This window comes from Pseudomonas sp. NPDC085632 (assembly GCF_044541255.1).
In the GTDB taxonomy this organism is placed as follows: Bacteria; Pseudomonadota; Gammaproteobacteria; order Pseudomonadales; family Pseudomonadaceae; genus Aquipseudomonas.
Genome location: NZ_JBITSX010000032.1, coordinates 29,196 through 42,607 on the forward strand (window position 1 = coordinate 29,196; position 13,412 = coordinate 42,607).

At 60.8% G+C, this 13,412-nt stretch carries 12 protein-coding genes and 1 pseudogene; 5 read left to right on the forward strand and 8 right to left on the reverse strand.

Going from position 1 to position 13,412, the window contains the following annotated elements; translation table 11 throughout:
• The first annotated feature begins 200 nt into the window (after nucleotides 1-200).
• Nucleotides 201-1,478 carry an acetyl-CoA C-acetyltransferase gene (locus tag ACIF4X_RS19260; protein WP_397483345.1) on the forward strand — a complete coding sequence of 426 codons (1,278 nt, stop codon included), beginning with the start codon at nucleotides 201-203 and terminating at the stop codon, nucleotides 1,476-1,478.
• A 243-nt stretch (nucleotides 1,479-1,721) separates the two neighbouring features.
• Here ACIF4X_RS19260 and ACIF4X_RS19265 read toward each other — a convergent pair whose 3' ends face one another.
• Both ACIF4X_RS19265 and ACIF4X_RS19270 read right to left on the reverse strand, forming a co-directional pair.
• On the reverse strand, nucleotides 1,722-2,489 hold the full coding sequence (locus ACIF4X_RS19265) for a methyl-accepting chemotaxis protein (RefSeq protein WP_397483367.1): 768 nt from the start codon (nucleotides 2,487-2,489) through the stop codon (nucleotides 1,722-1,724).
• A gap of 90 nt (nucleotides 2,490-2,579) precedes the next feature.
• Nucleotides 2,580-3,668 (reverse strand): annotated as a pseudogene (locus ACIF4X_RS19270) (cache domain-containing protein); the annotation flags it as partial.
• Between the two features lie 447 nt (nucleotides 3,669-4,115).
• Between ACIF4X_RS19270 and ACIF4X_RS19275 the strand changes: the two are divergent.
• Nucleotides 4,116-5,012 (forward strand): PA4780 family RIO1-like protein kinase, encoded by an 897-nt coding sequence (locus ACIF4X_RS19275; protein ID WP_007914672.1) that lies wholly within the window; start codon nucleotides 4,116-4,118, stop codon nucleotides 5,010-5,012.
• A 336-nt stretch (nucleotides 5,013-5,348) separates the two neighbouring features.
• Nucleotides 5,349-6,557, forward strand: coding sequence for an MFS transporter (locus ACIF4X_RS19280; protein ID WP_397483346.1), 1,209 nt, complete (start codon nucleotides 5,349-5,351; stop codon nucleotides 6,555-6,557).
• On the opposite strand, the gene cueR is transcribed toward ACIF4X_RS19280, so the two are convergent.
• From cueR to ACIF4X_RS19295, 3 genes are all read right to left on the reverse strand, one after another.
• Complete coding sequence (gene cueR / locus ACIF4X_RS19285) at nucleotides 6,511-6,924, reverse strand: Cu(I)-responsive transcriptional regulator (protein WP_397483347.1); 414 nt, start codon at nucleotides 6,922-6,924, stop codon at nucleotides 6,511-6,513. The two genes, ACIF4X_RS19280 and cueR, sit on opposite strands and share 47 nt — an antisense overlap.
• Entirely contained in the window at nucleotides 6,921-9,314 is a 2,394-nt protein-coding gene (locus ACIF4X_RS19290; protein WP_397483348.1) for a heavy metal translocating P-type ATPase, read from the reverse strand. Before ACIF4X_RS19290 ends, cueR begins: the two co-directional genes overlap by 4 nt.
• A 203-nt stretch (nucleotides 9,315-9,517) precedes the next feature.
• Complete coding sequence (locus ACIF4X_RS19295) at nucleotides 9,518-9,901, reverse strand: hypothetical protein (RefSeq protein ID WP_034154773.1); 384 nt, start codon at nucleotides 9,899-9,901, stop codon at nucleotides 9,518-9,520.
• Nucleotides 9,902-10,048: 147 nt separating this feature from the next.
• Here ACIF4X_RS19295 and ACIF4X_RS19300 point away from each other — a divergent pair, with 147 nt between their 5' ends.
• Both ACIF4X_RS19300 and ACIF4X_RS19305 read left to right on the forward strand, forming a co-directional pair.
• Nucleotides 10,049-10,246 carry a cation transporter gene (locus ACIF4X_RS19300; RefSeq protein WP_397483349.1) on the forward strand — a complete coding sequence of 66 codons (198 nt, stop codon included), beginning with the start codon at nucleotides 10,049-10,051 and terminating at the stop codon, nucleotides 10,244-10,246.
• Between the two features lie 169 nt (nucleotides 10,247-10,415).
• On the forward strand, nucleotides 10,416-11,618 hold the full coding sequence (locus tag ACIF4X_RS19305; RefSeq protein ID WP_397483350.1) for a multidrug effflux MFS transporter: 1,203 nt from the start codon (nucleotides 10,416-10,418) through the stop codon (nucleotides 11,616-11,618).
• A gap of 5 nt (nucleotides 11,619-11,623) precedes the next feature.
• Here the strand turns inward: ACIF4X_RS19305 and ACIF4X_RS19310 are convergent, their stop codons facing one another.
• The 3 genes from ACIF4X_RS19310 to ACIF4X_RS19320 form a co-directional block, all read right to left on the reverse strand.
• On the reverse strand, nucleotides 11,624-11,797 hold the full coding sequence (locus ACIF4X_RS19310) for a hypothetical protein (protein WP_007914687.1): 174 nt from the start codon (nucleotides 11,795-11,797) through the stop codon (nucleotides 11,624-11,626).
• A 160-nt stretch (nucleotides 11,798-11,957) separates the two neighbouring features.
• Nucleotides 11,958-12,971, reverse strand: coding sequence for a zinc-binding alcohol dehydrogenase family protein (locus ACIF4X_RS19315; RefSeq protein WP_397483351.1), 1,014 nt, complete (start codon nucleotides 12,969-12,971; stop codon nucleotides 11,958-11,960).
• Nucleotides 12,972-13,001: 30 nt separating this feature from the next.
• Entirely contained in the window at nucleotides 13,002-13,295 is a 294-nt protein-coding gene (locus ACIF4X_RS19320; RefSeq protein ID WP_397483352.1) for a putative quinol monooxygenase, read from the reverse strand.
• Nucleotides 13,296-13,412: the final 117 nt, after the last annotated feature.

Here is a 13,412-nt window from a genome sequence, read left to right on the forward strand (position 1 = left end):
TGGACTATCGATGGCAATCAATCGTTCGATCCACGCAATAAGGCCTACGCTAGAACAGCAGAGTAGACCACCGATCCTGTGGGAGTTGGCTCGCCAGCGATGGCGGAGTGTCAGCCACGGAAGATATTGGATGTGCCGACCCCATCGCTGGCAAGCCAGCTCCCACAGGGCTCTATGTAAAATTTGAAAAGGAGTTATTCATGAGTCAGCTGCGCCGCGTCGCGATCATCGGCGGTAACCGTATCCCTTTCGCCCGCTCCAACGGGCCGTACGCCACGGCCAGCAATCAGGCAATGCTCACCGCCGCCCTCGAAGGCCTGATCGAACGCTACAACCTGCACGGCCAGCGCATCGGCGAGGTGGTGGCGGGCGCGGTGCTGAAATTGTCACGAGATATGAACCTGACCCGTGAATGCGTCCTCGGCTCTCGCCTGTCTCCGGCCACGCCCGCCTACGACATTCAGCAAGCCTGCGGCACCGGCCTGGAAGCCGCGATCCTGGTGGCCAACAAGATCGCCCTCGGTCAGATCGAGAGCGGCATTGCTGGCGGCGTCGACACCACGTCGGACGCGCCGATCAGTGTCAGCGAAGGCCTGCGCAAAATCCTCCTGCAAGCCAACCGCGCCAAAACCACCGGCGACAAGCTGAAAACCTTTCTGCAACTGCGGCCTCAACACCTGATCCCGGAATTCCCGCGCAACGGCGAGCCGCGCACCGGCTTGTCGATGGGCCAGCACTGTGAGTTGATGGCGCAAACCTGGCAGATCCCGCGCGAGGATCAGGATCAACTGGCTCTCGAAAGTCACCACAAACTGGCTGCGTCCTACAGCGAAGGCTGGCACAACGACTTGATGACGCCGTTCCTTGGCCTGACCCGCGACAACAACCTGCGCCCGGACCTGACCCTGGAAAAACTCGCGACGCTGAAACCGGCCTTCGAAAAAAGCGCGAAAGGCACGTTGACGGCGGGCAACTCCACCCCGCTCACCGATGGCGCGTCTGTGGTGCTGCTCGGCAGTGAGGAATGGGCGAAGGCGCGTGGCTTGCCGATCCTCGCGTATCTGCGTGACGGCGAAGCGGCGGCGGTGGATTTCGTCAACGGCGCCGAAGGCCTGCTGATGGCGCCGGTGTACGCTGTGCCACGTTTGCTCGCACGCAATGGCTTGACCTTGCAGGATTTCGATTACTACGAAATTCACGAGGCATTCGCCGCGCAAGTGCTGTGTACGTTGAAAGCCTGGGAAGACCCGGAGTACTGCAAAACCCGCCTGGGCCTCGACGCGCCGTTAGGCTCGATCGATCGCAACCGACTCAACGTGAAGGGCAGTTCGCTGGCGGCCGGGCATCCGTTTGCCGCAACCGGTGGGCGCATCGTGGCGAACTTGGCGAAGTTGCTGGACGCGGCGGGGAAGGGCCGGGGGCTGATTTCGATTTGTGCGGCGGGCGGGCAGGGCGTCACTGCCATCATCGAACGCTGACGCTTGAAGAGCACCTCACCCTAACCCTCTCCCGGAGGGAGAGGGGACTGATTGGGGGATGCTTCAGAGTTACGCCGACCTGAGAGAGCCGTGCTGAATCCAGAATCGAACCGATTTGGAGAATTCTGCCAGTCCATAATCGACGCGGTATTTCAGGTCGATGCATGCCGCCAGACACCTCGCTCAGCCCTCTCCCTCCGGGAGAGGGTTGGGGTGAGGGTGGCTGTTGAGGTCGCAACAATCTCAGGTACGAAACCGTCTGACCAACCCATCCAGCTCATTCGACAACCCTGCCAGACTCTGCGAATCCAGGCGCGCCGAGTTGGCCAGTTCCGCCACCAACTGCGCATCGCCATGAATCTGGCTGATGTGCCGATTGATGTCCTCAGCCACTTGATGCTGTTCTTCAGCGGCGGTGGCGATCTGTGTGTTCATGTCACGGATCACGTCCACTGACTCGCGGATCTGCCCGAAGCTCGCGCGCGCCTCGCCGATGCGCGTCACGGACTGCTGCGACACCTGCAGGCTGGCGTGCATCTGTTGCGTGACCTGACTGGTGCGCTTGGCCAGATTGCCGAGCAGACCATCAATTTCTGCCGTCGAATCCGCCGTGCGTTTGGCCAGTGCGCGCACTTCATCGGCGACCACGGCAAAGCCGCGTCCCTGTTCACCGGCGCGCGCCGCTTCAATGGCGGCGTTGAGCGCCAGCAGGTTGGTTTGTTCGGCGATGGAACGGATGGTGCCGAGGATCGACTGGATATCGTTGCTGTCGCGCTCCAGTTGCTGCATTGACTGCGCCGACTGCTCCAGCTCCTGACTCAGTTGATCGACGCTGTTCACCGCCGCATCAATTTGCTGCTGGCCTTGACGGGCCTGACGCTGACCGCTGTCAGCGGAGTCCGCCGCCTGACTGCACGAACGCGCGACTTCGTTGGCGGTGGCGACCATTTCGTGGAACGCGGTCGAGACCATGTCGACGGCTTCACGCTGGCGCCCGGCCGCTTCGGCCATGTCGCTCGACACTCGGGTCGAACTCTGCGAGGTCGCGAGGATTTTCCCGGCAGCGCCGCCGATGTGCTGAATCAGGCTGCGGATCGCGGTGAGGAACTGATTGAACCAGTTGGCCAATTGCGCGGTTTCGTCGTTGCCACGGATGTCGAGGTTTTTGGTCAGGTCACCTTCACCCTGCGCGATGCCTTCCAGACCGCTGGCGACGCTGCGGATCGGGCGCACGATCAGGCTGGCGAAACTGGCGCCGACCACGGCGAACAGCACGGCCAGCACGGCAGCGATGATCGCGATCAGCCAGGTCAGTTGCGTGGCGGCACTCATCACATCGCTTTGCTTGATCAGGCCGACGAAGGTCCAGCCCAACTGTTCCGACGGCCAGACGTTGGCCATGTAGCGCTCGCCGTTAAGCTCGACCTCCACCAGACCTTTGCCAGCCTTGGCCAGTTGCGCATAGCCCTCGCCGAGACTGTCCAGCGGCTTGAAGTTGTGTTCCGGCTGTTTCGGATCGACCAGCACCGTGCCGCTGTTTTCCAGGAGCATCAGGTAGCCGGTTTCGCCCAGCTTGATCTGTTTGACGATCTCGGTGAGCTGCTTGAGCGTCACGTCGATGCTGACCACGCCACCGTTGCTGCCGAGTTTGTTGTCGATGGTGCGCACAGTGCTGACGTAGGTCGCATCGTCCTGCGCCCAGTAATAAGCGGCGGTACGCAACGGCTTGCCCGGTTTGGCCTGGGCGGCCTTGTACCACGGGCGCTGACGCGGGTCGTAGTTGTTGAGCTTGGGATCGTCCGGCCACGACACGTAACCACCGGCGGCGGTGCCGACGATGGCGTAGGCGTAAGCCGGGTGGGCGTTGCCCAGGTCCTGGAGGAACGCAAAGACCTTTTTGTCCATCTCGCCTTGGGGGATGGATTCGGCGTTGGCGCTCATGTAGGTCTTGAGGCTGTCGTCGGTGTTTTTGATCAGCGGTTGCGACGCCAGGTAATCGACGTTTTGGCTGATACCGTCAAAAAACAGCTGCATGGCATTGCTGACCTGACGGATCTCGCGACCGCTGCTGTCGACAAAGCTGTCCCGGGCATCGCTGCGCAGGTTCATCACCACCAGGGTCGCGACCAGCACCACCGGCAAGCAGGCGATGATTGCAAACGCCCACGTCAATTTCTGTTTGATGTTCATCCGCGCTCCATATTTTCTTGTAGGCCCACGCAGTGCAGATGACTTGTGGTTTATTGGCAGCCGAAAACGTTGTGGATCACCCGTTTCCCTGAGTGCGACATCGCTGATTGTTTTGGAACGATTGTCGGACAAATCCCTCTGTCATTGAGGACTTCGGCTGCAAAACAGGGAAATTGAGGCGACTTTGCAAAAATCTTCCGAAGGGTCATCAACCAAATGTCAGATTCTGTCGCAAATGCCCTTGAAGACATGTACCAACAAGTACAACAGGCTCGGCTATGATTCTCGACGGTCGATGCGCGAACGCAGAGTTGGCCCTGTTTAATCCGGCACAGTGTGTGCATTCTCAACGTTCACAGGTCGGCAACCCCTCCCCGTGATGCGAGGATTGCCGTATAACGAGTGACATTCGCGTGTTTGGTAATAAAGGACCCACAATAAAAGCTGATGAAGACTCCAAAACGCATTGAACCCCTGATCGAGGACGGTCTGGTCGACGAAGTGCTGCGCCCACTGATGAGTGGTAAAGAAGCAGCTGTTTATGTGGTGCGCTGCGGCAATCAGTTACGTTGCGCAAAGGTCTACAAGGAGGCGAACAAACGCAGTTTCCGCCAGGCGGCCGAGTATCAGGAAGGCCGCAAGGTGCGCAACAGCCGACAGGCTCGCGCAATGGCGAAAGGCTCCAAGTTCGGTCGCAAAGAGACCGAAGACGCTTGGCAGAACGCCGAGGTGGCGGCGCTGTTCCGTCTGGCCGGTGCCGGCGTGCGGGTGCCCAAACCCTACGACTTCCTCGACGGCGTGCTGTTGATGGAACTGGTGGCCGACGAGTTCGGCGATGCTGCGCCGCGTCTGAACGACGTGGTGCTGGAACCGGATCAGGCGCGCGAGTACCACGCGTTCCTGATTTCGCAGATCGTGCTGATGTTGTGTACCGGTCTGGTGCACGGTGACCTCTCGGAGTTCAACGTGCTGCTGACGCCGACCGGTCCGGTCATCATCGACCTGCCGCAAGCCGTCGACGCTGCCGGTAACAACCACGCGTTCAGCATGCTGGAGCGCGATGTCGGTAACATGGCTTCGTACTTCGGTCGCTTTGCGCCGGAATTGAAACTGACCAAGTACGCCAAGGAAATGTGGGCGTTGTACGAAGCCGGCACCTTGCACCCGAACAGTGTGCTGACCGGTGAGTTCGACGATCCGGAAGACCTGGCCGACGTTGGCGGGGTGTTGCGCGAGATCGAAGCGGCGCGCCTCGACGAGGAGCGCAAGCAGGCCATCCGTGCGGCGGACGACGAGCCGAAAGGCAAGTCCGACGAACCACCGCCACCACCGTGGATGCAGTGATTGCTTGATGAGAAACCCGGCTTCGGCCGGGTTTTTTGTTTGAATCAGAATCCTTGGAAGCCCAGAAGCCCCTCACCCCAGCCCTCTCCCAGAGGGAGAGGGAGCCGACCGAGGTGTCTGGCGTATTTCATCGACCTGAAATAACGAGTCGATTATGGAATGGGCTACCGCGTTGATTATGGATTCGCTACAGCACGTTCAGGTCGGCGAACCTCTGAAGCATCCCCCAATCAGTCCCCTCTCCCCCTGGGAGAGGGTTAGGGTGAGGGGCCTCTTTCGGATCAACGCAAATTCACGTCTACTGTCCACCGCTCCACCCACACTCAAGGACTGAATGTGACCACCCCCCGCAACACCCACCTGATCGTCACCGCTCGACTGATCTCCGATTTCGGCGCCTTCCTCAACATGGTCGCGCTGGCCACCTACGTCTACCTGCTGAGCAACAGCGCCATGAGTGTCGGAATCTTCCTCGCCAGTCGAGTCGGCGGGGGGATATTGGCCAGCCTGATTGGCACCGCGTTTTACCGTCGATGCAGCGGACGCGCACCGCTGATCGCGTTCGATCTGCTGCGCGCCAGCGTGCTCGGTTTGCTGTTGATCGTGCCCGTCAGCCAGCAAGCCTTGTTGCTGCCAATGATCGCTTTCGGTCTGGGCCTGGGCAATTCAATGTTCGCCATCGGCCTCAACAGTCAGTTACCGCGTCTGATCCCCGCCGAGCAATTGCTCAAGACCAACGCCTGGATCACCTCAGCGTCATCCGCTGCGATGGTCGGCGGTAGCCTGGTTTCAGGTTTGCTGGTGGCGGGCTTTGGCTTTGAAACGGTATTCGCCCTGAATGCGCTGACCTATCTACTGGCTGCTTTGTTGATTGTGCCGCTGCGGTTCGAGCCGGCGAGCGCCAACGTCGCACCCGAGCGCGGCGAATGGACCGCACTCAAGCAAGGCCTGCGCTCTGCACCGGTGATTGCCGCGATGCTCGCGGTGACCATGGCCGACACCTTGGGCAGCGCCGCACACAACGTCGGCTTTCCGATCATCTCGAAACTGCTTACGCCAGAGTCGGCGAGCACCACGCTGGGGCTGATGCTCGCCGTGTGGGCCAGCGGCAAACTGCTGGGCGCGCGAATCGCCAGCCGTCTCAAAGGCTCAGACAACATCAGCCTCGAACGACGGTTTTTCTTCGGCGTGGCATTGATGTCCTGCGGCTTTATCCTGATGTTCCAGCAACACAGCCTCTACGGCTTGCTACTGTTTTCCTTGCCGGCAGGGTTGGGCGATGGCTTTTCCGAAGTCGGGCTGATGTCGCGTCTGCAACGTGAGCCCGAGCATTTGCGCCTGCCGGTGTTCAGCTTCCTGACCTTGCTGCAAATGACCGGTTTCGGCGTCGGCATGCTCATCGCCGCGCCGTTCTACGGGTGGTGGACGCCGGGTGCCGTGGTCATGCTGTTCCACGGCATTCCCCTCGGCACATTGCTGACGGTGAAAGTGCTCGCCCTCAAGCGCGGACGGGTTGCGCGCAGCAGCCCGACGCCAGTTCCTTGAGGATCGGGCAATCGGGGCGATGGTCGCCGTTGCAGTGCTCGACGAGGTCTTGCAGGGTGTCGCGTAACTCGCCGAGCTCGCGAATCTTCTGATTCAACTCGTCGATGTGCTGGCGCGCCAAGGCCTTCACATCGGCGCTGGCGCGTTGGCGATCCTGCCAGAGGGTCAGCAGTTTGCCGACCTCTTCCAGCGAAAAGCCCAAGTCCCGCGAGCGCTTGATAAACGCCAGCGTGTGCAGGTCATCGTCGCCGTAGACCCGGTAACCGCTGTCGGTGCGATGGGCTGCTTTGAGCAGACCGATCGACTCGTAATAGCGGATCATTTTCGCGCTCAGGCCACTGTGTCTGGCTGCTTGGCCGATGTTCATCGGTGTTCCTCCAGATCCTTGGGTTTCCAGGTTTTCAACAGTAGCGCATTGCTCACCACGCTGACGCTCGACAGCGCCATGGCCGCGCCGGCCAGCACCGGATTGAGAAAACCGAACGCCGCCAACGGAATGCCGATCAGGTTGTAGACGAAGGCCCAGAACAGGTTCTGGCGGATCTTCGCGTAGGTCTTGCGGCTGATCTCCAGTGCCGCCGGCACCAGCCGTGGGTCGCCGCGCATCAAGGTGATGCCCGCCGCGTGCATGGCCACGTCGGTGCCGCCGCCCATGGCGATGCCGATGTCGGCAGCGGCGAGGGCCGGGGCGTCGTTGATGCCGTCACCGACCATGGCGACCACGCCGGTTTTTTTCAGCTCGGTGACGGTCGCGGCTTTGTCCGCCGGCAGCACTTCGGCGTGGACATTACTGATGCCCAAGGCCTCGGCGACGACTTTGGCACTGCCGCGATTATCGCCGGTGAGCAGGTGGCTGTGGATATCCCGGGAGGCGAGTTGTTGCACCGCTTCCAGCGCGCCGGGTTTCAAGGTGTCACCGAAGGCGAACAAACCGAGCACGCGCGGCTGAGGACTTTGCTCGATCAACCACGACAACGTGCGGCCTTCGGCTTCCCAGGCGTTGGCGGATTCGGCAAGGTCACCGGCGCTCAAGCCGCTTTCGTCCAGCATCCGCCGATTGCCCAGCGCCAGACGCCGACCGTCGAGATTGCCGGCGATGCCGCGACCGGTCAGCGACTGGCTGTCGCTGATATCAGGCACGTTCAACCCTCGTTCCGCTGCGGCATCGAGCACCGCTTTGGCCAGCGGGTGTTCGCTCCCGCGTTGCAACGCGCCGGCCAGTTTCAGCAACGCGTCTTCATTGCCATCCACCGCGCTGAAATGGGCGATGCGCGGCGTGCCGGAGGTCAGCGTGCCGGTCTTGTCGAACACCACGCTGCTGACTTCATGGGCGCGTTCCAGCGCCTCGGCGTCCTTGATCAGAATGCCATGGCGTGCCGCTACACCGGTGCCGGCCATGATCGCCGTCGGCGTGGCAAGACCCAGTGCACACGGGCAAGCAATGACCAGCACCGCGACAGCATTGATCAGCGCCGTTTCCATTGGCGCACCGTAGAGCCACCAGCCGATCAGTGTCGCCAAGGCAATCAGCAACACCGCCGGCACGAAGATCTGGCTGACTTTATCTACCAGTTTCTGAATCGGTGCCTTGGCCGCCTGGGCGTCTTCCACCAGACGAATAATCCGCGCCAGTACGGTTTCCGCGCCGAGTGCCTGAGTGCGCACCAGCAAGCGTCCTTCACCGTTGATCGCGCCACCGGTGACCTTGTCGCCCGGTTGTTTCGGTACCGGCAGGCTTTCGCCACTGATCAGCGCTTCATCGGCATGGCTCTGGCCGTCGATGACTTCGCCGTCGACCGGAAAACGCTCACCGGGTTTGACCAGCACCAGATCGCCCAGGCGCAGGGCGCTGATGGCGACATCCTGCTCGCGGCCGTCGATCACTTGAATCGCCCGCTCCGGACGCAACGCTTCGAGGGCGCGGATGGCGCTGGCAGTCTGGCGTTTGGCGCGGCTCTCCAGGTATTTGCCAAGCAGCACCAAGGCAATGACCACCGCCGACGCTTCGAAATACAGATGCGGCATGCGCCCGGCAGCGGTGGCCCATTCGTAAAGACTCAGGCCGTAACCGGCGCTGGTGCCGAGGGCGACCAGCAAGTCCATGTTGCCGGCGCCAGCGCGAACGGCTTTCCACGCCGCTACATAAAAGCGTGCACCGAAAATGAACTGCACGGGCGTGGCGAGGGCGAATTGCGCCCAGGCCGGGAGCATCCAGTGAATGCCGAACGGTTGCAGCAACATCGGCGCCACCAGCGGCAGGGCGAGGACGATCGCGCAGATGAGTGCCCAGCGTTCATGTTTCAGCCGCAGTTGCTGGTTATCGGTTGGTGGGTGTTCGGCTTGCCAGACGCCGGCTGAGTAGCCGGCCTTGCTCACCGCGTCGAGCAGGCTTTGCGGATCGACCTGGCCAAGTAGTTCGAGGTGCGCACGTTCGTTGGCCAGGTTGACGCTGACGCCTTTCACCCCAGGGACTTTGTTCAAGGCGCGCTCGACGCGACCGACGCAGGAGGCGCAGGTCATGCCTTCGATATTCAATTCGATAGTCTGCTGCGGCACGCTGTAACCGGCGCGTTCAACTGCCTCCATCAAGGCCGGCAGGCTGTCGCCGGGGGCCTGCACGCGGGCCTGCTCGGTGGCGAGGTTGACGCTGACAGCACTGGCGCCGCTGACTTTGCTCAAGGCCCGCTCGACACGTCCGGCGCAACTGGCGCAGGTCATGCCGGCAATCGGCAGATCGAAAGTGATGGAATCGGACATCGGTCGTACTCCCTGTAGTAGATGCCTACAAGGATCAACCTTGCCATGCGGGCAAGGTCAAGCGCCAATCTCAAAAGCAAAAGATCTGATCGTTCCCATGCTCTGCGTGGGAATGCCTCTTGTGACGCAGAGCGTCACGCTTCGGGACGCAGAGCGTCCGTGGCTGCATTCCCACGCGGAGCGTGGGAACGATCTCGACTTACTTAATATTCGAGATCGGCGCGCTTCAGGTAGACGCCTTCCGAATTCATCGCCAACCGATACTTCAGCACATCACCGGCGTGCAACTTGATCTCCTGCGACCCCGGCGCGAGCATCCCCGGATTGCAGCCGGCGACCTGTCCCGGCAGCAACTTCAAGCGCAGCGAAACAGTGCCCGGCGGCAGGTTGAAGGAAATGCTTTGCTCCTGCAGCAGTCGCGCCGACAGCTGATCCTGGATGTACACGCCGATCTCGCAGGAAGTCGACACTTCCAGACGCTCGCGGGAAATAATCAGCACCGCATAATCCTCACCAGCGGCTTGCACTGTAGGAATTGCGGCAAAGAGGCTGAGAAAGCCAAACAGGCTGAAAGCTGACCAGCGCATGGCTGAATCTCCTGAATCGAGTCATTGATGTACGCAGCTTGGCCGAGCGCGGCGCCGATTGCCAGCCCGGCAGTTTATTGAAGAACTTGACCTTGCCATCGTGGCAAGCTCGAGACTGCCGGCAACCTCACTCAAAGGAGTCATTCCATGCAAGTGTTCAACGTTCAAGGCATGTCCTGCGGTCATTGCGTCAAAGCCATCACCAACGCCGTCCAGGCCAGGGATCCGGCGGCCAGCGTGCGCGTCGATCTGGCGGCGAAAGAGGTCGGCGTGGAAAGTGCGTTGAGCGCCGAACAAGTGATTGAGGTCATCAGTGAAGAAGGCTATGCCGTCAAACTCGCCTAAAAGCAAAAGATCGCAGCCTTCGACAGCTCCTACATTGGAATGCGTCCTGTAGGAGCTGCCGCAGGCTGCGATCTTTTGCTGGTTTTATAGTTAGCGAGCTATCGGAATGTTCAAGGCGTCCGGGCGCGGCTAGACTGTCGGGCTGCCGACTTGCCAACCTGGATGCCTGATGAACTTCCGTACCATTCTGATTCTCGGTGCCTTGACCGCCTTCGGGCCCTTGGCGATCGACTTCTATTTACCTGCCTTTCCCTCGATGGCGCTGGCGTTCGGCACCGACGAGAAACACGTGCAGATGACTTTGGCGGCGTATTTCGCCGGTCTGTCCATCGGCCAGTTGCTTTATGGCCCTGTAGCGGATCGTTTTGGCCGACGCATCCCATTGCTTGTGGGGCTCACGCTGTTCACCCTGGCATCACTGGCCTGCGCTTATGCGCCGAACCTGGAATGGCTGATCGGCGCACGTTTCGTCCAGGCATTGGGCGGCTGCGCGGGGATGGTGATTTCCCGGGCGGTGGTCAGTGACAAGTGCGACGCGGTGGGTTCGGCGAAAGTCTTCTCGCAACTGATGCTGGTGATGGGCCTGGCGCCGATTCTGGCGCCGATGCTCGGCGGTCTGCTGGTCAACACCACAGGCTGGCAGTCGATCTTCCTGGTGCTGACCGGGTTCAGTGCACTGGCCGGATTGGCCGTGGCGCTGGGGCTGCCGGAAAGTATGCCGGCGCACATGCCGCGCCAGCCGTTGTCCGGCGCACTGCGTCAGTACGGGCGCTTGCTCAAGGATCGGGTTTACCTCGGTCATGCCCTGACCGGTGGCATCGCCATTGCCGGGATGTTTGCCTACATCGCCGGTTCGCCGTTCATCTTCATCAAACTGTATGGCGTACCGGCCGAGCATTTCGGCTGGCTGTTCGGCACCAACGCGGCGGGCTTCATTCTGGTGGCGCAGGTCAATGCGCGGCTGTTGGCCAAGCGCGGGCCTGCGTTCCTGCTGTCACGGGCAGTCTGGGTTTATCTCGCAGCCGGGCTGACGCTGCTCGCGGTCAGCGCTTTGCACACCGAATCCTTGTGGCCGCTGCTGATCCCATTGTTCATCTGTGTGTCGAGCCTGGGTTGCATCAGTCCCAACGCTGCCGCTTGCGCGATGAACGGCCAGGGTGGACGTGCCGGCAGCGCTTCGGCGTTGCTCGGTTGCATGCAGTTCAGCGTTGCGGCCGGGGCGTCAGCGTTGGTGGGGGTGTTGCACGACGGCACGGCTGTACCGATGGCGATCGTCATCAGTATTTGCGGTGTGCTGGTGGTGAGCGTCGCGATGCTCACCCGGCGTCTGCAAAACGCCCGGGCGTTGGCGCAAGCTCAAGCCGAAGCCTAGAAAACTCAGCCGGCGGCGCGCTGCTGGCTGCGGTCGGGAATCTGGTGGGGCGCGCACAGTCGCGCTTCGAGGGTGCGGGTGAAGGCCAGTGCCTCGGCTTCACTGCGGAATGTCACGGCGTGTTGGTCCAGACGAACCTGCCATTGAGACTTTGCCACTTCTTTTATCAGGATCTTCATTGCTGACCTCCCTTGCGTAAAAGATGTATCGCAGAGGTCTCGATTGTAGACCTGAATACGATCGCAATTGTGACAAGGGTCAAGCATCGGACTGACGGCAAAAAACAGCGCAGCCCCGCCCACCGCTCTAGGTCCGGCGAGGGCTGCGATGTGCGGTTTTTTAGAAACCTTCTAAAACAATTTTCCCCTTGGCTTTGCCACTTTCCAGCAGCTCATGGGCACGACGCAGGTTCGCCGCATTGATCGTGCCGAAATGCTCGCCCACCGTGGTCTTCAACGTCCCGGCATCAATCAGTTCAGCCACACGATTAAGCAGTTTGTGCTGTTCGATCATGTCCGGTGTCTCGAACAGTGAGCGGGTGTACATGAACTCCCAGTGCAACGACAGGCTCTTGCGCTTGAGTTTGCTGATATCCAGCGACTTCGGATCATCGATCAGCGCCAGTTTGCCTTGCGGCGCCAGCGCTTCGACCAGTTGATCCAGGTGCTGGTCGGTCTGGGTCAGGCTGGCGACGTGGGTCACGCTGTCGATCCCGGCGCGCTTGAGTTCTTCGCTCAGCGGCTGGCTGTGATCGATGACCAGATCCGCGCCCAGCTCTTTGACCCAGTCGCGGGTCTGCTCACGGGACGCGGTGCCGATCACTTTCAGTCCGGTCAATTGCTTGGCCAACTGAGTGAGAATCGAACCCACACCACCGGCCGCGCCTACGATCAGCAGACTCTGGCCTTCATCGGTTTTGCCTTCGCGGATTTGCAGGCGTTCGAACAGCAATTCCCACGCGGTGATCGCGGTCAGCGGCAGCGCGGCGGCTTCGGCAAAACCAAGGGATTTCGGCATATGGCCGACAATGCGCTCATCAACCACGTGCAGTTCACTGTTGCCACCGGCACGGGCGATGGAGCCGGCGTAGAAGACCTTGTCGCCGGCCTTGAACAACGTCACCTCACTGCCGACAGCCTTGACCACACCGGCAACGTCCCAGCCCAGCACCTTCGCCGCGCCGTTTTCCGGTGCCACGTTCTGCCGCACTTTGGTGTCGACCGGGTTGACCGAGATGGCTTTGACTTCCACCAACAAGTCGCGCGGGCCGGCTAGCGGCTCTGGCAGTTCGATGTCTTGCAGGGCTTTGGCGTCGCTGATCGGCAAGGATGCGTAATAGGCAATGGCTTTCATGAAGGGCTCCGTACAGTTAATAGAAGAAAATCAGGCAATCGCACCGAGGCGCTTGAGCTGGAAGTGTTCGATGGTGTGACCGGCGCTGGCCTGGAAGTGTAGAAAGTGTGCGCTGGCGTTATGCGCCTCAAGAATCGCTTCGCTGGCCCAGTGTTCGATCACATAAAACACCTGCGGGTCGGCGAGGTCGCGGTGCAGGTCGTACTGGCTGCAACCGTCTTCGGCGCGGCTCGGCTCAACCAGTGCGCGCAGGCCCTGTTCGAGAAGGTCCTGTTGACCGGGTTTGGCGATCAGGGTGGCGATGGCAGTGAATGGCTGGGACATGCTCGGCTCCAAAGAAGCGGGATGAATTCGATGGAGAGATGATTGGCTATTTCTCTACGAGATAAAACCGGCTAAAAGAGCAGTCTCTTTCAATATTTTTTTGATAATCGAGGCTGA